Origin of the sequence: Bacillus sp. FSL R9-9834 (genome assembly GCF_038006905.1) — a bacterium.
Taxonomy (GTDB): Bacteria; Bacillota; Bacilli; order Bacillales; family Bacillaceae_G; genus Bacillus_A; species Bacillus_A pacificus.
On sequence record NZ_JBBOWD010000001.1, the window covers coordinates 923,722 to 950,058 of the forward strand.

20 protein-coding genes and 2 pseudogenes are annotated in these 26,337 nt (G+C 34.9%); 15 read left to right on the forward strand and 7 right to left on the reverse strand.

Annotation, left to right across the window (positions count from 1 at the left end; translation table 11 throughout):
- Nucleotides 1-53: 53 nt before the first annotated feature.
- From MKY00_RS04735 to MKY00_RS04760, 6 genes are read left to right on the forward strand one after another with little or no spacing between them, the layout of a single operon-like run.
- The gene (locus tag MKY00_RS04735) at nucleotides 54-1,004 is read left to right on the forward strand and encodes an ABC transporter permease (RefSeq protein WP_016716609.1); all 951 of its coding nucleotides are present in this window, start codon (nucleotides 54-56) and stop codon (nucleotides 1,002-1,004) included.
- A 6-nt stretch (nucleotides 1,005-1,010) separates the two neighbouring features.
- Nucleotides 1,011-1,862, forward strand: a complete 852-nt coding sequence (locus tag MKY00_RS04740) for an ABC transporter permease (protein ID WP_001065306.1) — start codon at nucleotides 1,011-1,013, stop codon at nucleotides 1,860-1,862.
- Between the two features lie 26 nt (nucleotides 1,863-1,888).
- Entirely contained in the window at nucleotides 1,889-2,881 is a 993-nt protein-coding gene (locus MKY00_RS04745) for an ABC transporter ATP-binding protein (protein ID WP_016716610.1), read from the forward strand.
- Nucleotides 2,874-3,845, forward strand: a complete 972-nt coding sequence (locus tag MKY00_RS04750; protein WP_000544145.1) for an ABC transporter ATP-binding protein — start codon at nucleotides 2,874-2,876, stop codon at nucleotides 3,843-3,845. Before MKY00_RS04745 ends, MKY00_RS04750 begins: the two co-directional genes overlap by 8 nt.
- Nucleotides 3,830-4,090 carry a hypothetical protein gene (locus tag MKY00_RS04755; RefSeq protein WP_016716611.1) on the forward strand — a complete coding sequence of 87 codons (261 nt, stop codon included), beginning with the start codon at nucleotides 3,830-3,832 and terminating at the stop codon, nucleotides 4,088-4,090. The genes MKY00_RS04750 and MKY00_RS04755 overlap by 16 nt, the downstream gene beginning before the upstream one ends.
- A gap of 16 nt (nucleotides 4,091-4,106) precedes the next feature.
- Nucleotides 4,107-4,484: a hypothetical protein gene (locus MKY00_RS04760; RefSeq protein ID WP_016716612.1), complete on the forward strand. Its 378-nt coding sequence runs from the start codon at nucleotides 4,107-4,109 to the stop codon at nucleotides 4,482-4,484.
- Between the two features lie 242 nt (nucleotides 4,485-4,726).
- Here MKY00_RS04760 and MKY00_RS04765 read toward each other — a convergent pair whose 3' ends face one another.
- Entirely contained in the window at nucleotides 4,727-4,987 is a 261-nt protein-coding gene (locus MKY00_RS04765) for a YgiT-type zinc finger protein (RefSeq protein ID WP_016716613.1), read from the reverse strand.
- Nucleotides 4,988-5,060: 73 nt separating this feature from the next.
- Nucleotides 5,061-5,615, reverse strand: coding sequence for a hypothetical protein (locus MKY00_RS04770; protein ID WP_016716614.1), 555 nt, complete (start codon nucleotides 5,613-5,615; stop codon nucleotides 5,061-5,063).
- A gap of 918 nt (nucleotides 5,616-6,533) precedes the next feature.
- Here MKY00_RS04770 and MKY00_RS04775 point away from each other — a divergent pair.
- Nucleotides 6,534-7,106 carry a PRK06770 family protein gene (locus tag MKY00_RS04775; protein WP_016716615.1) on the forward strand — a complete coding sequence of 191 codons (573 nt, stop codon included), beginning with the start codon at nucleotides 6,534-6,536 and terminating at the stop codon, nucleotides 7,104-7,106.
- Nucleotides 7,107-7,248: 142 nt separating this feature from the next.
- On the opposite strand, the gene MKY00_RS04780 is transcribed toward MKY00_RS04775, so the two are convergent.
- The gene (locus MKY00_RS04780; RefSeq protein ID WP_016716616.1) at nucleotides 7,249-7,704 is read right to left on the reverse strand and encodes a hypothetical protein; all 456 of its coding nucleotides are present in this window, start codon (nucleotides 7,702-7,704) and stop codon (nucleotides 7,249-7,251) included.
- Between the two features lie 565 nt (nucleotides 7,705-8,269).
- Entirely contained in the window at nucleotides 8,270-9,592 is a 1,323-nt protein-coding gene (locus MKY00_RS04785; RefSeq protein WP_016716617.1) for an MFS transporter, read from the reverse strand.
- A 225-nt stretch (nucleotides 9,593-9,817) separates the two neighbouring features.
- Here MKY00_RS04785 and MKY00_RS04790 point away from each other — a divergent pair.
- A pseudogene (locus tag MKY00_RS04790) lies at nucleotides 9,818-10,000 on the forward strand (sensor histidine kinase); the annotation flags it as partial.
- A 285-nt stretch (nucleotides 10,001-10,285) separates the two neighbouring features.
- Here the strand turns inward: MKY00_RS04790 and MKY00_RS04795 are convergent.
- Together MKY00_RS04795 and MKY00_RS04800 are read right to left on the reverse strand one after the other, a co-directional pair.
- Entirely contained in the window at nucleotides 10,286-11,641 is a 1,356-nt protein-coding gene (locus tag MKY00_RS04795) for an RNA-guided endonuclease TnpB family protein (protein WP_262739028.1), read from the reverse strand.
- 388 nt (nucleotides 11,642-12,029) lie between these two features.
- The gene (locus MKY00_RS04800; RefSeq protein WP_001245660.1) at nucleotides 12,030-13,847 is read right to left on the reverse strand and encodes a reverse transcriptase/maturase family protein; all 1,818 of its coding nucleotides are present in this window, start codon (nucleotides 13,845-13,847) and stop codon (nucleotides 12,030-12,032) included.
- A gap of 629 nt (nucleotides 13,848-14,476) precedes the next feature.
- Here MKY00_RS04800 and MKY00_RS04805 point away from each other — a divergent pair.
- From MKY00_RS04805 to MKY00_RS04820, 4 genes and pseudogenes are all read left to right on the forward strand, one after another.
- Nucleotides 14,477-15,877, forward strand: a pseudogene (locus MKY00_RS04805) (ATP-binding protein); the annotation flags it as partial.
- A gap of 19 nt (nucleotides 15,878-15,896) precedes the next feature.
- On the forward strand, nucleotides 15,897-16,574 hold the full coding sequence (locus MKY00_RS04810; RefSeq protein WP_341034574.1) for a response regulator: 678 nt from the start codon (nucleotides 15,897-15,899) through the stop codon (nucleotides 16,572-16,574).
- Nucleotides 16,571-17,551 (forward strand): tripartite tricarboxylate transporter substrate binding protein, encoded by a 981-nt coding sequence (locus MKY00_RS04815; RefSeq protein WP_016716624.1) that lies wholly within the window; start codon nucleotides 16,571-16,573, stop codon nucleotides 17,549-17,551. The genes MKY00_RS04810 and MKY00_RS04815 overlap by 4 nt, the downstream gene beginning before the upstream one ends.
- 258 nt (nucleotides 17,552-17,809) lie before the next feature.
- The gene (locus MKY00_RS04820; RefSeq protein WP_016716625.1) at nucleotides 17,810-19,618 is read left to right on the forward strand and encodes a DNA cytosine methyltransferase; all 1,809 of its coding nucleotides are present in this window, start codon (nucleotides 17,810-17,812) and stop codon (nucleotides 19,616-19,618) included.
- 61 nt (nucleotides 19,619-19,679) lie between these two features.
- Here the strand turns inward: MKY00_RS04820 and MKY00_RS04825 are convergent.
- Nucleotides 19,680-21,013, reverse strand: a protein-coding gene (locus tag MKY00_RS04825; protein ID WP_085966774.1) for an IS3 family transposase whose coding sequence is annotated in 2 segments (ribosomal slippage) — nucleotides 19,680-20,626 and nucleotides 20,626-21,013 — 1,335 coding nt in all. Because the reading frame shifts where the segments join, the coding sequence is not laid out codon by codon here.
- Between the two features lie 166 nt (nucleotides 21,014-21,179).
- Between MKY00_RS04825 and MKY00_RS04830 the strand changes: the two genes are divergently transcribed.
- From MKY00_RS04830 to MKY00_RS04840, 3 genes are read left to right on the forward strand one after another with little or no spacing between them, the layout of a single operon-like run.
- Nucleotides 21,180-22,664, forward strand: coding sequence for an ATP-binding protein (locus MKY00_RS04830; RefSeq protein WP_016716628.1), 1,485 nt, complete (start codon nucleotides 21,180-21,182; stop codon nucleotides 22,662-22,664).
- Nucleotides 22,645-25,326, forward strand: a complete 2,682-nt coding sequence (locus tag MKY00_RS04835) for a Z1 domain-containing protein (protein WP_016716629.1) — start codon at nucleotides 22,645-22,647, stop codon at nucleotides 25,324-25,326. The genes MKY00_RS04830 and MKY00_RS04835 overlap by 20 nt, the downstream gene beginning before the upstream one ends.
- Entirely contained in the window at nucleotides 25,319-26,329 is a 1,011-nt protein-coding gene (locus MKY00_RS04840) for a PD-(D/E)XK motif protein (RefSeq protein ID WP_016716630.1), read from the forward strand. The genes MKY00_RS04835 and MKY00_RS04840 overlap by 8 nt, the downstream gene beginning before the upstream one ends.
- The last annotated feature ends 8 nt before the right edge of the window (nucleotides 26,330-26,337 follow it).

The window sequence follows — 26,337 nt, forward strand, 5'->3', positions numbered from 1 at the left end:
AACAGTAAAGAAGCTGGTGGAAATCAGCTTCTTTAGCTTGAGGGGGGAAGTTTGTGTATAAAGTAATTGCGAAGAGGCTTTTAAATGCAATTCCGCTTTTATTTGTTATTTCTATTATCTCTTTTTTATTAATAAAACTAGCACCGGGTGATCCTGTTCGAAACTTTGTCACGCCGAATATGAGTCCAATTGATGTTGAGCGTATTCGTAGAAGTTTAGGGCTCGATCAACCAATTTATATGCAGTATATTTTATGGTTAAAAAATATTGTAACAGGGAACTTTGGTTATTCACTTCAAAACCATCGTCCAGTTTTAGATCTTATTGTAGAAAGGTTACCTGCGACAATCGGCTTAATGGGATCGTCTTTACTCGTCTCATTTGTAATTGCAATCCCGCTTGGACTACTTACAGGTGTGAAAAAGAATTCTATCTTTGATCGCATTGTAAACTTTATTTCTTATGTGGGAATCTCAATGCCAGTCTTTTGGTTCGCTTTACTATTAATCTATTTATTCTCTTTAAAGTTGAACCTTCTTCCAAGTATGGGTATGCGTACAGTCGGTCAAGATTCCTTCTTGGATATTGTGCAGCACGGTATTTTACCTTGTATGGTGCTTGCGTTCCAAAACGTTTCTGTTTATATGAGATATATTCGTTCCAGTACAATTCAACAATTAGAAGAAGACTATGTACAAATTCAATATGCGTACGGTGCTTCGAAGAAAACCGTTTTATTTAATCACGTACTTCGAAATGTATTAATACCAATCATTACAATTTTCGGATTATCTATTCCAAGTTTAGTAGGCGGAGCGTTCATTACGGAAACAGTATTCTCATGGCCGGGTCTTGGTTCACTTGGGGTAAATGCTATTTTTAGATTTGATTATCCAATTATTATGGCAATTACATTACTATCGTCCTTCATGTTAATTCTCGGTAACTTAATTGCTGATATTTTATATGGCGTAGTAGATCCGCGCATTCGAATGAGGGGGTGATTTGGAATGAATAATAGGAGATTTCAAACGATAAAAAGTAGTTTTACGAAAAATAAGTTTGTACTAATGGGAGTTATTATACTGGCGGTTTTAACGATTGCATCGATATTTGCATTTGTATCACCGTATGATCCTAGTAAAATGTCGATTCCAGATCGTTTACAAGAACCGAGTATGAGTCATCCTTTCGGAACGGATGATTACGGAAGGGATTATTTAACGAGGGCGTTATATGGCGGAAGAGTTTCACTTGCGGTCGGTTTTCTAGCGATGGTTGTTTCTATTACAATCGGTACCGCAGTTGGAACAATTAGCGGATATTTTGGCGGAAAGTTAGACAACTTTTTAATGCGAATTGTTGAAGTACTTATGTCAATTCCATCATTTTTCTTAATGCTGTTATTAAATGCTTATTTAAAACCAGGGATTACGACGTTAGTTCTTATTATTGGATTACTAACATGGATGGACACCGCTCGTATTGTAAGGGCAGAAACGCTATCCGTAAAAGAGCGGGAGTATGTTTTATATGCAAAAGTATCAGGACAAAAATCACTCACAATTATTGTAAGACATATCATTCCAAACATTTTATCAACCATTATTATCGCTGCGACATTAACAATTGCGACATCGATTTTAATGGAATCATCACTTAGCTTCTTAGGGTTAGGTATTAGAGAACCAGATTCTTCTTGGGGCAGCATGCTAAACAATGCGCAAGGATATATTGGTGAAGCTTGGTATTTAACACTCTTCCCAGGATTCCTTATTCTTTTAACGGTACTTAGCTTTAACGTAATTGGTGAAGCATTGAAGAAAGCTTTCGCGCCAAAAGGAGCTGGAAATGAAAACTAAAGTGTTACGTGAAAGGAGTGAGAAGCGTGTCTGAAAAACTATTAGAAGTGAATAATTTAAAGACTTCTTTTTTCATAGAAAGCGGAGAAGTAGAAGCTGTTCGAGGCGTTACATTTCGCTTAAATAAAGGAGAAGTAGTTGGTATCGTTGGGGAATCTGGAAGCGGGAAGAGTGTAATGGCGAAGTCTGTTATGTCTCTCGTTACGTCACCAGGAAAAGTGAAAGAAGGGGAAATCCTTTTTCATAATGAAAACATCCTTTCTAAATCTGAGAAAGAATTGCGTTCTATTAGAGGAAATCAAATTTCACTTATATCCCAAGATCCAATGTCGGCGCTAAATCCAGTCGTGAAAATTGGAAAGCAAATGACGGAAGTAATTATACGGCATCAAAAAGTAAAAAAGAAAGAAGCAGAGCGAATTGCGATCAACTTGTTAAAACAAGTCGGTCTTTCGTCACCAGAAGAAAGGATAAAACAATATCCGCATGAACTAAGCGGCGGTATGAAGCAGCGGGTTATGATTGCGATGGCGATGTCTTGTAATCCAGACCTTCTCATTGCGGACGAACCGACGACAGCGCTTGATGTAACGATACAAGCACAAATACTAGATTTAATGAAAAACTTAAAAAACGAAACGAACATGGCGTTACTTCTTATTACGCATGACTTAGGAATAGTCGCACAAAACTGTACACGCGTTATCGTTATGTATGGCGGGCTTATTATGGAAGAAGGACCTGTACTTGATATTTTCCAATCACCGAATCATCCGTATACGAAAGGGTTACTAAACTCTTTGCCAAAAATATCGAACGGCGTAAAAGAAAGACTCGCGCCCATTCAAGGTGTAACACCAAACTTATTAAACCCGCCAAAAGGTTGCCCGTTCGCAGAGCGTTGCCCGCATGCGATGGACATTTGTGAAAAAGAACGTCCGCCATATTTTGAAATTGGAAATGAAAGACGCTCTATGTGCTGGTTAAACGATAAGACAGTAGGTGATTCCCATGCATGAAGAAAACTTAATTGAAGTTCGGAACTTAAAAAAGTATTTTCCTATTAAAAAAGGACTATTCGGCAGAAAAACGGAGCAATTAAAAGCGGTGGATGACTTAAGCTTCACAATTAAAAAGGGTGAGACATTCGGGTTAGTAGGAGAATCGGGCTGCGGAAAATCAACGACAGGAAGAAGTATCATTCGTTTACACGACGTTACTTCAGGTAACGTTTTATTCGACGGAAAAGATATCGCAAGTTTAAAAGAAAGTGAACTAAAAGAATATCGAAAACGAATGCAAATCATTTTCCAAGATCCATACGCATCATTAAACCCGTCGATGAATGTATTCCAAATTATTAGTGAGCCAATGAACATTCACGGATCTTATGAAAAAGAAGAACAAAAAGAAATCATCTTAGACCTGCTCAAAAAGGTAGGCTTAAAAGAAGAACACTTATACCGCTACCCGCACGAATTTAGCGGAGGCCAGCGCCAGCGCATCAGCATTGCGCGTGCACTATCTGTAAAACCAGATTTTATTTTATGTGACGAACCAATCTCAGCACTAGATGTCTCAGTCCAAGCACAAGTCGTAAACATGCTGCAAGACATCCAAGAGGAAACAGGTGTCACATACTTATTCATCGCACATGACTTATCCATGGTAAGACACATATCAGACCGAATCGGAGTCATGTACTTAGGAAACATAGTAGAAATTGCCGACAGTGAAGACCTATACACAAAACCGGCACATCCATACACACAAGCACTACTCTCATCCATGCCAGAACCAGATCCAACAAAAACAGGGAAAGATCGGATCATTCTAGAGGGAGAAGTACCAAGCCCACTCAACTCACCATCCGGCTGCAAATTCAGAACGCGCTGCAAATTCGCCACTGAAAAATGCGCACAAGAAGTACCGAAGATGGTCGAGATTGCGAAGGGGCATGAGGTGGCTTGTCATTTGTTTTAGAGTGGGGGAAAAGCACTGGGGGACCTGGTGCTTTTTTCTTTTGTAGGGAGCGTGGGTGCTGGTGTGGGATTGGTTGGTGGTTTTTGCGAAAAATGTCGGTAAGTCGATATGTTGTGTCGAATCGTCGATATATTCGGAGTTGCGATCGATATAATTGGATAATCGTTGATATATTTTTTAAAGGTATGGCATTCATTGGTAGAAAGAGTGATGCGAGCTTATGTTACAATGGAAATAGCTTGTAAGTAAGGAAGTGACAGTATGAATGGTATACAATTTGTTCAATTGTATGTAATGAAAAGTGCTGAAAAGATTGATGAGTTGTATATAAAAAAAGAACAAGGTATCACAACTCTCCCCATTATAAAGCAGACCCCGCGTAAGATTATAAAAACAGCAGAGCTTCTTTTTAGTGAAGAAGAGGTTTCGGATGTTTCTACTACTATTACAAAAAACTTTTATTCACCTAATGTAAGGAAAAGAGAAAGTGATGTTTTAAAGTGGTTAACGATACATGAAATGATAGATTGTATAGAACGAGGGATTTTAATTAAGGAAGTTCGTTTTGAGAAGGATGGGAAAACTGTGCATTCCATTTTTTATCGAATGGGGTGGTCCACAATGCTTTCTTGCATATAGTGGGGATGAGGTGATGAATTATGAAATTGAAATTGAGAACGTCTCCACTTAAAGTTGGAACTGAAACATATGGCCTATTATGAATTGGAGATGTATTCTTGCAAGTTTTTGAGTTGTGTTTTGTATTTAAGAAGATGTGTCTAATAGAAATGAAAGGATGAATCAATGCAAAAATATTGAGTATAGTAAGTAACATATAAAAAATAAGAGGACTACAATTCTAAAGATTGTAGTCCTTTTATTTAAAGTAATGAATCTTTCTGATTCCAATCAAATTCTTTTAAACCGCGTTTATAAGCAATCTTTAAAAAAGGTGTAACTTTCATATTTATATCATACGATTTTCTTCCACAAAAAGAACAATAGTAATGGGGAATATTGTGTATTAAAATTTGAGATTTACCAACCAAATGTTCAACTGTTCCAATTTGTAGACTAGCATTAGATCCACATCTACATGGTGTTTCAACTCTTTGTTTTTTTTGTCTCTCAGCCAATAACATAACCCCACCTCATTTCTTAATTATTATAAATTATGCTATATATTACTTAAATTATACACTATAAATAAAATTTTTATAATATCGTTATTACATTAATTGTATTTTCATTTAATATTACCAAAACGAGACGACCACTACCATTCTCTTTTTTTCCTGAAATCACCAGAGCTAAATGTGGATGTAGGTGTTTAATCTTGTTAGTATTTTCAGGGTGTTGATGGTTTACATTTAATCGTACTCCAACTACTTTTTTTGCAGTCAGAACACAATTTTTAACATCTTCTTCGTCTTCCCACCCTCTTTTCTGTGAATCCTCTTCATCCAATAAAGAATCTAACACTAATCTATCAATAACATGTGTTTCAATGTCTATAAAAGGTCCACTTTTTAGCACAGTAACAAGCATATCTTTAATCTCTATTAATCTATCATTGTTTAATTTTATAGGTATTCCCATAGATATACCATTCCCAGATTGTCTGTTGAGGATTTCTTTGTCTTCCATTAATCTTACTTTAAATCCTATTAATTTAACTTCCTCATCAGTAAGTTTAACAATCTTTTCTTGTCCCCTGTGCCAAATATATTGGGTACCTTCATTTGAAACAAAAATTTCTACATCAGACATTTTATTCCAAATCCATAAATTCAGATAACTATTTTATCTTATTATTACATTAAAACCAATCATTTGTAAATTAATAAATAATTTGTGCTTATAAGCGTAATATGTTTATTAACTTAGATTTACTTTGGGTAAGAGTCTTATTTTCTTTTTTTCATAAATTTAAAATTAAAAAATAAAAGTTTCTTATATCTAGTATCTGTATGTAATGATATTTTGTGTTTCTATAAATTAGTTGATTACTTTTTAGTTAATTATCCTAATGAAATGAAAATTACTAGGGAAGGTTGGAAATATTATAAATAGAAATCGAAGAGAGGTAAATAGACTAGTATTGTTTCTGATTGCAAATGGCTATATGAATATATTGAAGTATTAAAAGAGGATATAATTTTTCGATAGGGACACTTAATGTTGTAGGTATGGGCTTAATTTATAAAAGCTTAGGATATAAATTGAGCCAATACTGAAGTAATTGATAAATTTAAAAAATAATTATTTTAATAATAGATGTACAATAATTTGACTTAGATATTTAATAAACGACAAAAGAGTCTATACGAGTCTTTTATCAACCTTGAGTGTTATGAGTTTAAACAAAATGCTTTCCTATATAAAAGTCTCTGTTTCGATAAAGTTGTCATGTTCGATATAATTGTAAGGTTTTTTTTGTCGCCCATTACATACATTGTTCTTTAAACATTTCGTTGTACTATCTTTTGATTTAAAATAGCTCTTTATATAAATCAATGTTATTGGATTGATTGAAAACTTAAGTTGTTTATCGGAGGAAGAGAAAAGAGATAGAAAATTATTGTAATGTTCTTGAACAAGATACAAAATATAGAATAGTAGTTAAGTTTATGCTCCAATTACTACAAAGTGCAAATATTAAGGTGCTTTCTAGGAGGGATATTGCAAATGGATAGATGGAAAAAGTTTTCGATGATTGTAGTTAGTATCGTGGTATTTGGTATATTTATAGGATATATGGTAGGAATGTTTTTCAATCCTGGAAGTGAAAATAAGCAAATACAAGAGAGCACAGTTGATGCCAAAGGTGAGGAAATTGACGATTTGATCAACTCTGAGGGTGTCATAATCGACTCTATGCACAAAATGTTGCATCAAAAAGTAATAGCTGATAAAAAGATTGGTTTTATCGTAATGTCCCCTGAGAATATTAAAAAGCTTCGTCACTTGTTAGATCAAAGCGATAAAATAATTGAAAAAGAAAAATATGTTGAGATTTTAAATCGTTGGGAAAAAGGTGATTTTTCTCAAGCGGTTGAGGAACATAATTATATGTGGGAGCAAGCAGGTGGAGAAAGTACGGGAAAAGCAAAAAGATTAGCTACTCCAAAAGAAGAAACAGCATATCTCAAAGAACAAAGCAAAAAAGAAGGTTCTAGTACAAAAGTGGTGCAAATAATCCAATCTTCCAAAATATATTTGCTGAGCCACCTATTTCTAATGTATCTTCATTTACTATAGTTAAAAGAGTGTAAGGTACACAAGCTAAAGATAATATAGCTCACTTGTTCAAAGTGTCACCCCCCTTTCGTTGTTTTAATATAAATAGTAGGAAAAAGTTTTTACGATTTGGAAGTGTATCCTATATATTTGGAATATTAGGCTATAATAAGTTATTATTTGTGCTGTTCATATATCCACCCATTTTTTCCGTTTCGAAATCATATTCCAATGTTTTAGTTTCATATTCAAATTTCATCACTATTGAAACTTTAGTATTATCTTTCCATGAAATTTCATAAAGGTCTGAACTATTAACAATATTAAAATTAGCCACCCTTATTTTTATTTTCTCTACAAGTTTGTTTTTTTCTTTAAAGTAAATTTTTATGTATTTATCATCGAAGAGATGTCCATATGAAATCCCCGTAATTTCTATGTGATTTGCTTGGTTGGATGACGTGTTTTTTACAATTGGTTTTTCGTTTTCTTGAAAAAACAGCCAATAAATAGGATATAGAATAAGTATAAAAATCATACTCATACCTAATAAAAATTTTAATATGCAACCGCCAAAATCGTGGTCTACCATTTTATCATTACATAGCCATTGGCTCATATTAGTTTCACCACTCAACTTTAGGATAATTAGATAGAAAACTTCTAAATGATTTAAAGTATCACCTTGTTTAACCTCTTACTAAGAATAGAATGTTAACTATATTTATAAATTATTATCTTCATTTTGGAAATGATTTTTATACTTCAATTGGTTTAATTTACCACGAAATGAAACGAACCGCCAGTGTTTTCGAATGACATCTATACATATATGTAAATGTTAGACAGGCTTCAAGTTTTAGTGCAAAACAATAGCTCAAGTATTTTACGGCATTTCAAGGCTTTAAATGAGAAAATACTTGAGCTTGGTGAATCTTATAGAGTAGGTATTTATTTTTCTTAAGTTGATACACATGAGATGTTATCTCTATAATCTTCTTTTTTTCGTTTCATAATGATTTATTATAAATAATACATGTCATAATCAAAAAAGAAGAAAAGTAAATTTGAATATCTTTTCTATTATAAAGTTAAAAAACCTCTACATATAAGTAGAGGTTTTTAAATTGCATATTAATGAATTATACTTTTTCAGATAAACGAAGATCATAGAATACATAATTTTAACTAGATTTATTATTAGCTAGTTTATCCCTACCACCAAGCTCCGCCTCAATCTGCGAAGTCTTCGATGACTCATCCATACGCCAATACGTAATAAAGCTGATCGCGATACATCCGGCTACGTAGAAGTAGAATAGTGACTCCATTCCGATACTCTTTAGCCATAATGCGATGAATTCTGCTGTTCCACCGAATATCGCAACTGTTAACGCATATGGTAAACCTACGCCAAGTGCGCGAATTTCAGTTGGGAAGAGTTCTGCTTTTACAATTGCGTTAATCGATGTGTAACCAGTAACGATAATAAGGCCGACCATCATGAGTAAAAATGCTACGATTGGTTCTGACGTTTTTTCCATAAAGAAGAAGATTGGCGCTGTTAGTAACGTTCCGAGAATACCGAATGCCATTAATAGTGGGCGGCGTCCAATTTTATCGGATAGTAACCCCGCAATTGGTTGAAGTACGACGAAAATAAGTAGTGCGACAAAGTTAATCCAGCTTACAACTTCTTTTGGAAGTCCGACTGTGTTTACCATGAACTTTTGTAAATATGTTGTGTACGTATAAAATGCGACAGTGCCTCCTAATGTTAGGCCGACTACTGTTAATACTGCTTTCGGGTGTTTCATAAGAGCGCGAACAGTTCCTGCGCTTTCTCGTTTTTGCGATTTTATGTTTGAGAACTGCTCCGATTCATCCATCGTGCGGCGAAGCCATAATACAGCTACTGCGCCCATCGCTCCAATAATGAACGGAATGCGCCAGCCCCAAGCTTTCATATCTGGCTCGCTTAGTAATTGTTGAAGAACAATTTGAACGCCTAACGCAACCATTTGCCCAGCAACGAGCGTTACATATTGGAAGCTTGAATAAAAGCCACGGCGACCACTACTAGCCATTTCAGATAAATACGTTGCGGAAGTTCCGTACTCTCCGCCGAGTGATAACCCTTGTAGTAAACGGGCAAGAACTAAAATAATTGGTGCCATAATACCGATGCTTTCGTAACTAGGTGTACAGGCGATAATGAAAGAACCACCGGCCATAACCGTAATGGAAAGCGTTAATGCTGCCCGGCGTCCGTGCCGATCCGCATAACGTCCCATTAATAAACTTCCGATAGGGCGCATTAAAAATCCAACTGCGAAAATAGCTGCCGTGTTCAGTAACTGACTCGTCGGATCTCCTTTAGGAAAGAACTCTGCTGAGAAGTAAACAGCGAAGGCAGAGTAAACGTACCAATCGTACCATTCAATTAAATTGCCGACAGAACCTTTGAAAATATTGCCGGCGACTCGATTAGATTTTGCTTGAGCCATAATCATTCCTCCTCTTGCTTAGTAATAAAATGATAATTATGAAAGCGTGTTCATTGTAGTTGAATTGTACTGTCTATAGAATGAAATCTCAATATTATGACAATTTTATTCTTTTTGTACTTTATGTACATGGAGAGTTTTTATAGTTGCTTCATTATTCGTTTTGTCATAATAATAGGGAAAGGAGATTGATAGTTTTGAATATTTTATCAAAGGATATGGAGTATGAAGAAATTACGCAAAGTGTCATTACAAACGAAAATAGTAAGCTTAATTATCGCGTTAATTTTATTTATCGTTCTCCTATTAGCGGGAATATTTGTGTACATTCAGTCCGTTGATACGAAGCGCCAAGTGGAACAGTTAGCACTGCAAACAGCTAAATCTCTTTCTTTTATGCCAGCTGTCAACTACCCCCACTGAGATGAGGCGTTTCAGTGGGGGCTTGAGTTCAAACACTAGGTCTTTTCGTCTATCTCTAGACAGTTTGACGCTCTAGCACTCATGCCACCTTATGGTAACACCCCAAGTATGTTTTTGGTTGGTACTGGCAACGAACGATTGCTTTCCCACTTGCACCACCCTTTCGAAAAAGAGCAGTTCTTCCTTGCAGAAGAAGCCACCACTCAGATGAATCCGGCGTGTGCTACAAGCCCCGACAAGTCGAGTACACATGGATGGTTGACGCACCCACTAAGCTATGCACAAAGCAATAGCCTTACGTTTTTGCACTTCTAATAGAATCGGCGTTTTCACTTTGAGATTGTCATCCAATTCTACAACTCCTGACTTTTTCAATGTATTCAGCGCACCATTAATATCAGCATGGATACATGTTCCTGCTTTACTTTGATACAGACCACGCGTAATTCGTTTGCCACTAAAGCGATACTGCGTCTTATCATCCTTAGACCAAACCGGAACCGGATCTTTATCAAGAAAACTAGCTTTTGAAGTATAGCTTTCTTCTTGTTTAAAAAAGCGAATGCCTTCTTTTACACATTTATTCTCAATCGCTGCAATCAATTTCTGAAATGGGATTTGCACAAACTTTTGATTATTCTTTTTCCCCATATGAGATTTTTGTTTCCAACCAGCGTTATACCCTACAATAATCGTATCTATATTGAATTCTTTCACTTTTTTGAACAATAGACCTACCGTTTGTGCAATGTAACCGTTTATTTGTCTTTCTCGTTTATGCCAAAGTGCGGCCATTTTATTCGTTACAATTCGTTTCGAAAGGCCATTCTCCATATTTTTCTGTTGTAGATTACGTATCACTTTGTTGAAGTATTGGTTAATGGATTTTAGTTTTTTTCCATCAATTAAGAAGGCATCACCTGTAGTTGTTACGCAACTTACTAATCTGTCTACACCTAAATCGCAACTCAAAGCGTTACTCGTAGTCGTGGGTTGTTTCTTCATTTGAGAGACGTGCATTTCATATGTATAATGCACCTCAAAGAACCGACCTTTTTGCTTAGGTACAATCTCAATGTAGGAGATTTTTTTATTTCTTAAGTTTTTCGGCATACGTATTTTAATGGAACCGAATTTTTTTCTGAATGCAACATTCATTGGAATGATCCAATACCCGTTCTCATCCACTTTTGGCACTTGATAGATTTCAATGATTCGTTTGTCAGTGGAACGAGAATAATTCGGAAACTTCGGACGACCTGTGAACTTCTCAGGATTTTTCTTCCACTGTTCCAACGCTTTAAAAAAGCTCTTCACTTCTGTAAATAAGGTTCTACGAATCGCTTGAACAGAGTTTGATTGAATCCCCCAGTAGTTCATATCTGCTTGCATGGCAGTGTCCACTTCTTTTACAGTAGCCATTTTATTATCGTTCAAATAACTTTGTTTTATCGTGTACAACCCAACATTTCGCAGTGCTTTTGAACTATGCGCCATGCGCTGAAGTAAACGAAATTCTTTTGCAGTAAGGCAAGCTCGTCCGATATTCTGTTTCTGCGTGAACCGTTGCATCGTTTCTCTTTTCTTTTGTTTCCGTAATACTTTCACTGCCTTCTTTCTAGCCATTGTGTTCACCACCTTTCTTAGAAAGTTCATTAAGCGTATTCATTACTTTTGGCTTAAGTAGCTGAATGATAATCATTATCTAATTTCGTTGCCTTACAATCTATTCCCTTCTTATCTACATAATATCGTAGGACAAAAAGAAACAAACATTCGCCCTCGAAAATTGTTATGAACGAAACAAAAGCGTTCAGCCTACCTGCTGACGGCAATTCATCTCCACCTGAATTGTTGGGTTTCACCCGTAACACAAATCAGATGGAGTCTTCTTGCCGGAAGAGATAAAAGGTAGGGTAAGCACCCAGCGCCTTGTCATATTTCTATGATAGGTTTCCAAATACTCCCCCCCGAACCGTACGTACTTGTCTCCAAGTATACGGCTCTCCATTTATCAATCTAATTTACCTAAATGTAAATCTATGTGACATTGTTGGCATAATGCCATGGTTTTTCTTTTTCTGGATATCATCATCTGCTCCCACATTTTTTTCCCTTTTAGGTCTTTTAACTTTCTAATGTGGTGCATTTCAATTGCTTGATTCTTTTTGCCACACATCTCACATTCTTCAGCTAATAATCGTTTAATGAGACTCGTTCTTCCAGACATCTTTAATGTATTTGGGAGAATATCAACTTCTGGTTTGTTATCTGTATGTTTTTGTCTCTGAAATCCTTTGTCATAGAGATATCTTATTTTTTCGCCATTTTTTGTTTTGTATTGGATACCAAACTTTCCGTTGATTTTATATTTGTTGAGTATTTTTTTAACACTTGTGTTGTACTTGTTTGCGAACGTCTTATACATACTGTATTCCATTATATATTTGTATTTATTTAGGACACTTACATTGTTCGCTAACTTATAGTACTCATATAGACCGCGTATTTCTGCATTATAGATACTTAGAATCTCTAAATCATCATTATCTTTTAAATAAGTTCTGTGTTTAGCTTTCCAAGTACCTATTTTATTTTCAATTACTAATGCATCTTTTTGTAGTAAATTCTTTATCCATTTGCTTTTTGGTACATATAGTTTAGGCGTATAGGAGTATAATCTTTTTGTGCGTCCGTGTGTAGTTTTTGCAGTTGACTGTTCTCTAGAGATTGTAATATCGTATCCAAGAAATTGTGCCAATTTTTGGCTATGAGTTATGAGTGTTTTTTCTTGTGATAATTCAAGGTCTAACTTTTCTTTAAGAAAAATCGTGAGATTTTCTTTGAGCTGAGTAGCATCTTCTTTACTGCCAATTATTCCAATTAAGAAGTCATCTGCATACCTGGTATATACTATTCTTTTGTAGTCTGCATCCATTTGGTCTTTTGAATGGATAGAGAGTTGTTTTTTGTGTAGTTCGTTCCATTGTGTTTTAACTTCTCTCTTTTCTTCTTCTGACATTTGTCCCCATGAATTCACATGTTTTTTCCGCAATCTATATTTCTTTTCAGATAGGTAGCCATAATCACGAGTTTCTTTTCTTCGTATTCCCTTATCAAATTGTTGTTTGTAATTGTTCATAAACTGATCTAATTCATTTAGGTAGATATTAGATAATATGGGACTGATTATGCCTCCTTGTGGGGTGCCAGAGAATGTGTTGTTATATGTCCATTCTTCTAGATAGCCTGCTCTTAGAAATTTCCAGATTAGCCTTATGAATTTTTCGTCATCGATTCTTTTTCTAAGGATATTTATAAGTGTAAGATGATTTATGTTATCGAAAAAGCCTTTTATATCTCCTTCAACAAACCAACGCACACCTCTATATGTCCTTTGAATTTGAATCAATGCCGTATGACAACTCTTTTTAGGTCTAAACCCATGTGAATTATCAGAGAATGTTTGCTCATATATACTCTCAAGGATACTTCTTATTATTTCCTGTACAATTTTATCATCTGTTGATGGTATACCTAGTGGTCTTTTTCCGCCATTGGCTTTATCTATATATACTCGTTTAGCTGGATAAGGTTGATATGTCTCATTTTTGATTCTGTCTATAAGAGTGTTAATTCTTTCAATACTCATTCCGTCAATATTATTTCCGTCTGTACCCTTAGTCATATTACCTTCTTTGGCATATATCTTAGAATATGCCATGTAATAAAACTCTGGATTATAAAGATTTCTATAGAGTCTCTTGTATTTATAATTTGCATTATTAGCTTTGGTATTTAGACTGTTTAATACCTCATTTGGATTTCTCATAGAGCCTCTCGCTCCTTCCTAATTCGTATTAAACTGATAAACTGTTTCCCTTCGCCATGTAATAGGCTTTCCCTATTTCGGACTACTACGGAAACTCCGTTACCTTATTAGATATTCATAAGCCACATACCTTGTTTTACACTTGGTATCATCCTTAATAGCCAATTTAGGTTGGCATTCCAACTTAGGTAATCCCCATTTAGTACAATTAGAGACAAGCATGTTATAGTGTCGGATGCGACTTTCGTTCTTTTCCACTTACAGTGGCTGGTTAGTAATGGGTCACAAGGAATAGAGTCCAATGTTATCCCTATTCCTCTTGAGCTATTTAACAAGCACCTAGTTAAATGGCTATTACTACACAACGTTACTAGTTACCTTTCGTTGCGGGTCTCGATATCCCCCCTTGAACTATCGTTTAAGCAGTTTAGCTTTCATCCTCATCTATAACGGTTCATCTTGCCATTCAGTCGTGATTTGGTAACTAATCAACTTATGGCTTTACCAACATGCTACACTCCCCGTTTGGTTTCCCTCTCGGATAAGTTGGTTGATGATAGGTTTTCGTGTGACCTATAACCTACAACTTTGCTAAAGTTGAATCCCTAAAAGCCCTTATGGGCGCACATGCTTTTCAAAATAAAGAACATAAAAGTACGATCCAATCCATCGCGGAACAAGTCCGGGAGCAAGCTGGTGCAGATTATGTAATTATAGAAGATCGCTTTGGGCTTATGTATTCCAATTCTAATTCGGAGTTAATTGGCACAAAGAGTAACAATCCATATAACTATGAAGCACTCACTTTTGGCGGTTATTATACGCTTGAAGGAAATGGGGAAAGTGGTCCGGCTTTAATGGCAAAGGCACCCATTATTGTTCATAGCGGAGACTACGATCAAGTAGTAGGTGTTGTGACAGTAGAGTTTCTAATCAAAGGCATCGAATCTAACATACTGAGCAGAACGAAAGAAATTATACTCTTTTCCTTAGCGGTGTTATTAGTCGGAATTATTGGCGGCATCCTTTTAGCACGTAGCATTCGTAAAGATACACTCGGTTTAGAGCCAAATGAAATCGCAGCACTATACCGGGAACGAAGTGCGATACTACTATCTATAAAAGAAGGAATTATCGCTATTGATCAAAACGGTTTTATTACGATGATGAACACTTCGGCAGAAGAGATGTTACATGTAAATGGTGATTATATGCAGCAACACATTTCAAAAGTTTTACCGGAATTTAATATGGAGAGAGTGTTAGAAAGCGATCAAGAAATCGCGTTTCAAGATAAAGTGTTTATTTTAAACATGACACCGATACTTGAAAATAACAGTACGGTAGGAGTTGTATGTAGTTTTAGAGATAAAACAGAACTGCAAAACCTTGTGAACACAATATCTGAGGTAAGAAAGTATTCCGAGGACTTACGCGCTCAAACACATGAATTTACAAATAAACTTTTCGTCTTATCAGGATTACTTCAGTTAAGACATTACAAAGAAGCGATTGAATTTATTCAGCAAGAATCTAATGTTCATCAAAGCCAAAATCATATTTTATTCCATCAAATTCATGATGCAAAAGTACAGGCTATTTTATTAGGAAAAATCGGAACAGCGTCTGAGAAGAAAATTGCTTTTCATATTGAAGGAGATAGTGCGCTTCATCCGTTACCAGACCATATAAAAATTTCGCACCTTATTACGATTCTTGGAAACATAATCGACAATGCATTTGATTCGGTGAGTACACAAGAGGAAAAGAGTGTTTCTTTCTTTGTTACGGATATTGGGCACGATATTGTATTTGAAGTGATAGATAGCGGGATAGGGATACCGGCAGAAAAAATAACGACCATTTTTCAAAAAGGATTTTCAACGAAAGGAAACAATCGAGGCTATGGACTAGCAAACGTGAAAGAAATGGTAGAGGTACTAGAGGGCACAATTGAGATTCAAAACGAGAAAAATGGGGGAGCTATTTTTACAATTTACCTTCCGAAAACATTGAGAGAAAGTATATGACAAACAGGGGGATGGGCATATGTTGAAGATTGCAATTGCAGAAGATGATTTCCGCGTCGCACAAATTCAAGAGGAGTTTTTATCAAAAATAAAGGACGTAAAAGTAATCGGAAAAGCATTGAACGCGAAAGAAACGATAGAGCTACTACAAAGGGAAGAAATCGATTTGCTTCTATTAGATAACTATTTACCAGATGGAATTGGAACCGACTTATTACCACAAATTCATGCTGACTTTCCAAGCGTTGACGTCATTATGGTTACTGCGGCGAATGAAAACCATATGTTAGAAAAAGCAATTCGAAACGGTGTAAGTAACTACCTTATAAAACCGGTCACGTTAGAAAAATTTGTTCGCACAATTGAAGACTATAAAAGAAAGAAGCAACTATTACATAGTAACAATGAAGTGAATCAAACACTCATCGATAATTTCTTCGGTACTTCGCAAACACAAGACATAAAAAACTTACCGACAGGCGTGGATCCGTTAACACTGCAAAAAGTGAAAGGGATTATAAAAGGATTCGAAGAGGGAATTACAATAGAAGAAATGGGAGAACAAATGGGTGCTTCCAGAACAACCGCAAGAAGATATTTAGAATATTTAGTGGCGACAAACGAATGCACAGTAGAGTACACATACGGCATTATCGGACGACCAGAACGAAAGTACCGAATAGGACGAGGACTATGAAAAAACGATTATTACTATGTATATGGATCATGACAGGAGTAATAGCTGGTTGTTCTTCGGAAAAAACTCAAACGAATACAGTAAACATAGACAAAGTAGAAATCGTTGCGCCAAACGTTCAAGGAGCCGGATGGGACTTAACAGCACGAGCGATGCAAAAAACGCTCACAGAAGAAAAAATCTTCACAAAACCAATCACAGTCACAAACAAAGTAGGTGGCAGCGGTGATGTCGGATGGAAATATACGAAACAAAAAGGCGGTCACGTACTGGCGATTAACTCAAGCTTACTCATAACGAACAACCTACTAGGACACAGTAAACTAACATATAAAGACTTCACGCCGCTCGCGACACTAGCATCGGACTGGGAAGTCGTTGTCGTCTCAAAAGAATCAAACATAGAAAACGCAAACGAACTAATGGAACAACTAAAACAAAATAAGAAAAGCTTCAAAATCGGCGTTGCCCCCGGCCTAGGAAACGACGATCACCTATCATTCGTACAAGTAAGCAAAGCATTCGGCATAAACCCAGCCGAACTACAATTCTTCGTCTACGAAAACAAAGAAAAAATCATAAACGCCCTAACGAACAAACAAATAAACGCCGCAACCATGACCCTATCCGAAGCCGAAAAACAATACAAAACCGGCAAAATAAAAATACTAGCCGTATCCGCACCAAAACGACTAGACCGCCTACCAGAAATCCCAACATGGAAAGAACAAGGAATCGCCGTCATCTTCCAGCACTGGAAAGGGATCATGGGCCCGAAGGATATGACGGAGGAAGAGGTTGCTTATTGGGATGGTATGATTAAGAGGATGGTGGAGAGTGATAGTTGGAAGGGGATTTTGAGGGAGAGAGGGTGGAATTCTTATTATAAGGGTAGTGGGGAGACTAGGGGGTTTTTGGAGGAGAAAGTAAGGGATATGAGAGGGGAGGGAGGGCTGAAAAATGTGGGGGATACTTAATATGTTTTTAGATATGGGGAATTGCGCTTAGTAATTAATGTTATATATGTAAATTGGATTATGTTTATTTAACCTTCAAGTATTTTTAAAAGGAGTCTTGTCATGTTATGATATTTACTTATTGTAAACATAATAACTGAAATGTATTTCGTACATAATATAAGAAGTTTTTTAAGCTGATATTTAAAAATAATTCCTTCCAGTTATTGATTTTTATACCCATTGGATGGTATGCTGCTGTATAGAAGGAAAAGTAGAATGTACGTTCTTGAGAGGTATGAATGTAAAGTGAAAAATAATATAGATGAAAATTTAGAAAAAAAGTATAAAATAATCGATTTATTTGCAGGCGCTGGCGGGTTAAGTAATGGTTTTGAGCAAACAGGGAGATTTGAAATAGTTGGAGCTGTAGAAATTAATAAGGAAGCTGTTGAGACTTATATATGTAATCACCAAAATAATAAAGAGATAATAATAAAGCCAAAAAATAGTGAAATAAGTGATATAAGTAGCATTGATTTTAATGAGTTTATAATGCAAAAAGGAATTGATCCATCAGAAACCGTAGTAATTGGTGGACCACCCTGCCAAGGTTTTTCGAATGCTAATAGACAAAAAAATTATTTGATTTCAGGTAATAATCAGCTTGTAAAAGAATATGCACGTGCTATAGATACGGTTAGACCGGTGGCTTTTTTAATGGAGAACGTTAAAACGATGAGTTCCCCTACACATAAGTTTTTTGTCACAGAATATGTAGAAGATTCAATTTGTATGTATAGTTCTGAACAACATTTAAGTGATATAAGCGGTAATGAAGAACCTTTTTGGCAAGAAGATGAATTAATTCTACTTGAAACTGATAAAGTAGAATATGAAAATTTACTTAACCAAATTTTAAATGTTACATGTGTGCAACCATTTATTACAAATGAAATGGAGCTTTCAAGAATTAGAAGTGTAGTCCGCAAATTGAAGAGGAAAAAGCTTTATAATCCAATTGGCCTTAAAGAGAAGAAAGAATTAAAAGAGATTCAAAAAATTATAAAATCCCTTTCTGAATATAAGTTCGGTGAATTAGAAGATGAAGAACATCTGGTGAATATAGTTAATGAAACTGCCGAGTCATTTAAGAAACTGACTCAAGGTAATAATACGAGTAATGAAGAAACATTAGCGAGCTTACAGGGATTTGTTGAGATTAATCAACTATTAAGATATTTGAGAGAACTTGAAGAAGAGCGTATTGTAAAATTAGGAGATCCACTCGTATTGGTTGATCAAACATTAAAGGTTATTGTTAAAGTAAAGTCCTATAATATTGTTGTATATTTAGAAAAGTTTTTTAAGCATTTAGGGTATGAAGTAGAGAAAGGGACAGTTCACTCAAATGACTATTTTGTTCCGCAAAAACGTCAAAGATTTATGATTTTAGGAATAAAATCAAGTGCTACACAGTATAAGGAAATTAAATTTCCTGAGAGATATACCCAAATAGATTTTACTGTGAGAGATGCAATTGGCGATCTAGAAGGTATTACTCCTGCTAAAAGCACTGAATCCCACAAGATTGACTATAATATTGAGCTGAATAAAACTGTAATGCAGCATTATTATCGTTCAGGTATGAACGATAATGTGATTTATAATCATATAAATACAGACAGTGAGCCATTAAGTCAGCAACGTTTTGAAGAGATAAAGAGAACTGATGGGAAGAATTTTCATAGCCTCTCATCTGAGCTTAAGGACGTTTCATATACCGATGCATCTAGAACGCAAAATACGGTATATTTGAGATTAAATTATGATACTCCGTCACCAACGGTTATTAATGTTCGGAAATCGATGTGGCAACATCCGACAAATACTACCGCATTAAGTATTAGAGAGGCAGCTAGATTGCAATCCTTTAAAGATAATTATATCTTCAAAGGATCTAAAGATAGGCAATATCAGCAAATAGGTAATGCAGTGCCACCATTAATGGCTAGGGCAATAGCGGAGAAAATGTTGTCTTGCTTAGGAGAAAAACCTAAACAATATTTAAAAGATGAATTTAAATAAGAAGAAAACAGCAAGTCATAAAAGTAATCTGTACCCTTTGTAAAGGACATTTTAAAAAAAGTTAGGCGGCATCAAGAAGATGGTTTCTGTATTCGACAGGAGTCATCTTCTTTAAATTCCACTGATATCTGTGCTGATTATAGTATTTCATATAGTCTTTAATTTCTTGTTTTAACTGTGTGAAAGATGTACAAGTTTTGATGTGTGCTTCATCTTTAAAGTGCCCGAAAAAAGATTCTTGTGGGGCATTATCCCAACAGTTTCCTCGCCTTGACATAGATTGTCCCAGCTTTAATTTTTTGACTAATTTTTGATAGGTAGGACTTGTGTAATGAGCACCTTGATCAGAATGAATATAGGCATCTTGCGTTAATCGTACCTTCTTATTCTTCTTTAGTTTGTGCAGCGTCGTCGTTGCGATATCTAAGGTAAGTCGTTCTGAAACATGATACGCCAAAACTTCATTCGTAGACCCGTCTAGAATAGTAGATAAATATCCTTTTTGATTCTTACCATAAAACAGGTATGTGATATCTGTAAGAAGTACCTTTCCCGGTACACCTTGCCTAAATTCGCGTTTTAATCGATTGGGTACCACGAAGTGTTCTTTCGTCGCTTTCAACATTTTTTTATAGGGATTTTCTCTACGAATAGGACAGATTATCCCATATTTTTTCATGATTCTACGGATGCGTTTCAAATTGTAGACAACTTGAAATTGACCCGCCAATGTCATTTTGATCTGACGAGCCCCCTTTTTTCGGTTTTTAAATCGAAATGCCTTTAATATAATCTCTTTCACTATTTCATCTTGATGTATTCTTTTCTCTCGCCGACTTTGAGAAATGGCTAAAAAATAATTATAGTATCCAGAACGTGAAACGCCTGCGACCTGACACAAATATCTCACCATATTTTTCAGGCGGTATTTTTCAATGATAGAACGAATTAATAGGTACTTTTGACTAGCGTGTAACGTTATTTCTTTCCCATCCTCCCTTCCATAAATTTGATCTTTTTTAACAGTTCATTTTCAGCTTTTAATAAGTTTCGTTCCGCTTCCAAACGTGCATATTTCTCCTCTAATGTAAGTTCTCTTTCTGACTTTCTTCCTGAGTTTTCCTTACGTGTGTCTCTTAAGCCCCATACACCGTTTTGCTTATAGGACGTACGCCATCTATTTCCTGATGACACAATACGTTGTAGACCGATGATATCTATATCAAAACCACATTCTTCAAAAATAATACGAGGTGGTTTACCCTGTTCATTTTCCTTAATAAAAATACGCTTGAATTCATCGGTATAGGTAATTCCTTTTTGGCTTACCGATTTTACGTATCGATTTTTTGATAATATTTGAATTTCCTTTTCTGTAAGCAATTTTTTCGTCATTTTGAAATTTCTCCGATTCTCATTTTTCTCTCATTATACAAGAAATACCCTATAGAATAGACTTTTTTTAAGTGTCTATTCTATAGGGTACAGTTTAAAGTGACCTGCTGTTTTTTTTGTGTAATTTTGTTAGAATTATGTAAGAGTAAAAAAATGGGTGGTAATTATGGATACAATTTATACAAAACCTTCTGCAACTCCTGTAATCCAGGCATTGAGAAGTATAGGATATAATGCAAGAACAGCAATTGCTGATATTGTTGATAATAGTATTGATGCAAAAGCTGAATATGTTCATCTTGAATTTGATTATGATATGGGAGATGGGTATATCAGAATAGAAGACAATGGAATTGGTATGACCGATGAAGAATTACAACAAGCGATGACTATTGGCTCGAAGGACCCTAGGAAAAGGAGAGAGAAAGGGGAGCTAGGGAGATTTGGGATAGGATTAAAAACAGCATCTTTTTCTATGGGGAAAAGATTATGTATTATTACAAAAAAAGATGGGATACTTTCAGAGCGTTGTTGGGATTTAGACTATGTTAGCGATCAAAATGAATGGCTCTTATTTCAATCTATTCCTAACGAAATTAAGGAGAAAGTTGGTCAGATAGAGGGAGAGAATGGTACTGTTATTTTTATAGATAGATTAGATAGATTTTGTGGATTTGGAACGCATAAAGTATTGAAGCAAGAGAGCTATAATTCAAAGATCAAACGAATACATAAATATTTAGAAATGGTTTTTCATATTAAATTGGAGAATGGATTACTTGTCACTATAAATGGAAATACCCTGTATCCCTGGAACCCGTTTTTAGAAGGTAACCAGAGAAGGATTGAGGGAGAAGAGCAAGTAATAAAGGTAAATAAAAAATTAGTTAAAATTACCCCTTATGTTTTGCCACATCCATCTACATTTAATCAAGCTGATTATAAATATGCTGGTGGAGTAAAAGGTTGGCGTGATCAGCAAGGATTTTATATTTATCGAGAAAATCGATTGGTTAGTTTTGGAGAATGGTTTGGTATGTTTTCAAAGGATGTACAGTCAGAACTAGTTAGGATAAAAGTAGAATTTTTAAATGTATCTGATCATGATTGGAAAATAGATGTGAAAAAATCCGCAGTTTCTGTTCCGGATGAGGCTAAAGAGGATTTAATAGCAATAGCAAAAAATTATCGACAAATATCAAAAGAAATAATGTTATATCGTACAAAAGCTACCCGAACCGGTGAAAAAATAAGAGGTACTTTAAACACATGGGAGCTTGCTCAAGATGATATGAATAGTTTTTATATTTTAAATAGAACACATCCAGTATTAACTGAGATTTTGAAGACGGTCAATGATGATATTAGAAAAAGGATCAATGTATACCTTAAGCTAATTGAGTTAGGTTCGCCTAATAATCTCTTAAAAACTGCTAATATGGTGAAAAAAGAGGAACAGAAGGTGAATGAAAAAGAGAAAAAATTAATTATTGAATATGCTGAAATGCTATTTAGTACAGACATGGAATTAGATCTTGAAAAAGTTTCAGAAGCAATTTCTATGTTGTCTGGATTTGAGGGCATAGAAATTCGTACAATTAAAGAAATTATTGAGAAAGAAGTGAATATAGGTGGATCAAGTAATATGTGAGAAATTTCTTCTGTTAGTAGATGAGGGATACACTTTTTTTAAAAATATAGGTTTTGATAATCCCTTAGAAGAAGCAATAGAGAGTGCTCGAAAAAGGATAATACAGCAGTATGGAGAGTTAGATAAACAGGAGTGGGATGGACTCTATTTGAAGGCGTATTCGGAATATGGCCCGATAAGTGTAAGTAAAGCAGCTATAATGAGAAGTAAGAAAAATATTCCATGGTTTCAAGAAAAGAATCCAATGTATTCATATTATTGGTATCGGTATGAACAGTATTTGAAAAATAATAAAAATTGGTCACCGGAAACAATAGCAACGATTGACAGTACAACTAATGACATTTTGAAATCAATTGGAGATCCTACAAGTACCAAAGAATTTGATTTAAGAGGTTTAGTTTTAGGACATGTTCAGTCTGGGAAAACAGCGAATTTTACTGGACTAATCAATAAAGCATTTGATGTGGGTTATAAGTTAGTGATCGTTTTAGCAGGAATGCACAATGATTTACGTTCTCAAACACAATTAAGATTAGAACGTGAAGTAGTAGGTACAGTAGATACAATTACTGGAGATAAAAAAGGAGTAGCAATTATCCGAAATGATAAGACCTTAATTGAAACTTGGACTACAGTACAAGAGGACATCTCTACTAATAATACAATTGGTATTAAAAATTTGGAAAAACCAATATTAGTGGTAGTAAAAAAGCAAAAAGACGTATTAAAAAGATTAATTGAGTCTTTAGGAACTAGCGTAGCACATTCAGAGATAAGTCCACCAGTATTAATTATTGATGATGAAGCTGATCAAGCGAGTGTCGATTCTTCAGGTAAAAATGGTGAGGACCCTAGTAAAATTAATCAACAGATTAGGGAACTATTAAATTTATTTAAGCAAAAATCCTATGTCGGATATACTGCTACACCATTTGCGAACTTGTTGATTAAAGCGGATGTAAATCATAATGAAATAGGAAAAGATTTATATCCGAAAGATTTTGCTATTGCATTACCTAAGCCGAATGGTTACTGTGGACCAGATGAATATTTTAATACAACGGGTTATATTGAAGATGACAAACCAATGTTTATTCGATATTTGGATGTGGAAGATATCACCGTATTAAATAAAATGAGAAAAAAAGATGATGCAAATTTATTTATGAAAGTTCCTAAGTCTATGGAGGAAGCTATATTGTCATTTTTAATTTCCATAGCGATTAGAAATTTAAGAGGGCAAAAGGGCGAACATAACTCAATGTTAATTCATACTTCTCGGTTTACTGATGTCCAAAATTCTATGTGCGGTGTAATTGAAGAATTCTATAAGAAATTAGCTAATGATCTTTTATATAATTTGAAGAGTAGGTATATAGCGAAATTGAAAGGGATTTATGAGAATGACTTCTTAGAAGTCCAAAGCAGTTTTGAGTATTCTTTTGAATTTCCTAACTTTCATTGGGAAGAGGTTTACAAAGAAATTAAAGGTGTGGTTAGCAAAGTTGAAGTGATGGAGATAAATGGAGAGAGTGAAGATGCTCTTGAATATGATAAATATAAGGAAAATGGATTATACGTTATTGCAATTGGAGGAAATAAATTATCACGTGGTTTAACTTTAGAAGGTTTAACAATCTCTTATTATTATCGTGGTAGTTCTATGTATGATACATTAATGCAAATGGGCCGTTGGTTCGGTTTTCGTAATGGGTACATGGATTTATGTCGTATTTATACTAGTGATGAAATTGCTGAGAATTTTGAATACCTTGTTAGGGTAATGAGTGATTTGAGAAAAGAATTTGATAAATTGGCAGAAGAAGATATAACGCCTGAAGAGTACGCGCTAAGAATGTTAAAGCACCCTACAATGAAAGTTACAAGTCCTGCAAAAATGTGGACTGCTGAAACCCTTTTTAATTATGCAGGAACAATGCAGCAGACCAGAAGTTTTGGAGATAACAAGGAATTCTATTTGAATAATATGGAAGCAACAGTCCGATTAATAAATAATATAGAGCAAGAATTTGAAACTAAAAATCCAGGTGGAAATGGTACAAAGTATCATATTGCTAAAAATATTCCTGGCCAGCTTATTATAGATTTCTTGAAAGATTATCAAACTCTTTCTTCTGCTAGAATTGTTGATAGTAAAAAAATTGCAGATTACATTATAGGGATGAATAGGGAAGGGTTCTTAGAGAAATTTAATGTAGCTATTGTAGATATAACAAGGTCTACGTTAAAACGACAGAAAACAATTGAGAATGGTATTACTGAATGGAAAGTGAATTTTGGGAAATTATCGATTGAAAGTGCTGTTATCCGTAGTATTGATCGTGATAAAAGTAAAATAACGGGAGTAGTCGATTTAGGTGCTATTGTTGCAGCTGATCAAGAATTTGTTGATATCGATATCGAAACCAAACCTAAAGATAAAAGTGTATACAAAAAGCTAAGAGCAAATGGAAATCCACTCCTTTTAGTATATCCATTACATCCGCAAGTTAAGGCCTTTAAGAAGTTAGATGTTAATTTTAGTGAAGAACTTGTACCAATTGGTTTAGCATTCTCGTTCCCTGTCCCGGATACTGTAGGTGCAGATAGGGTTTATATTTCAAATAGTACGGTAGGGGAGGGTGTTATAAATGATTAACATCTCGGAAAAATTTAAGTTGTTAATCGATCGATCGAAAAATGAAGAATCAGATGATATTTATCGTTTAGAGCCAGTGTACTTTCAAAAACCATTTATATTAATTGGTGTAGATTTATTAAATTTACAAAGAAGGATTTATGTGGACATTACGAATGAAACTTGGGATGAAGACCAATTAAAGTCCTTTCCAAAATGGCGAGGTATTGATATAGGACAAGAATATTTCGAGAGAATTGGTCCGTTAAAAGATAAAAACTTCTTAGTTATTTCTCAAATTGTAGAGGATGGGGAAGAGATTTTTGAACGAGTGTTACAAAATTTAGTTGATCATATTTTAGTAGAAGTAGATTCTCCACTGTATACAGTAGTCTATGAAGTCCTAGATCGTTGGCACAACTTCTTTAAACGAAAATGGAATTCTAGGTTGAATCCCGAGGAGGAAATGGGTTTGTTCGGGGAGCTTTATTATATTAATAAATGGCTTGAAAAATTCCCAGATGAGCCCCCATTGATTATTAAAGATTGGAAAGGTCCATTAAAAAATCGAATAGATTTTGTGAGTAAAAATAGTGGGGTAGAGATTAAAACTGTTGTACCTAAAATAAGAAATGAAATTAAAATTTCGAATGAAAAGCAATTAGAACTGAATCCGGTTACTGATAAACTATTTTTATTTGTATTAAAGGTAGAAGTAAACGATGCTGTAGGTAGGTCTCTGCAAAGTATAATTGAAGTAATAGATGAGCAACTCATTGAGAGAGCCCCTTCATTAGCAGTAAAGTTTAAAGATTTATTATTAGAAGTTGGAGTAATGGGTGAAGAATATGATGAGAATTGTTTTTTTGTACATGAAGAGTTAGCATACCTTGTAAATGTGGATTTTCCAAAGTTAACTTCGGAAAATTTACCAATAGGTATTAATAATGTCTCATATTCAATCGATCTGTCACATTGTAATAATTTTAAGGTATCGGCAGAAGATATATTTAATTTGAAATAAGGATGAGC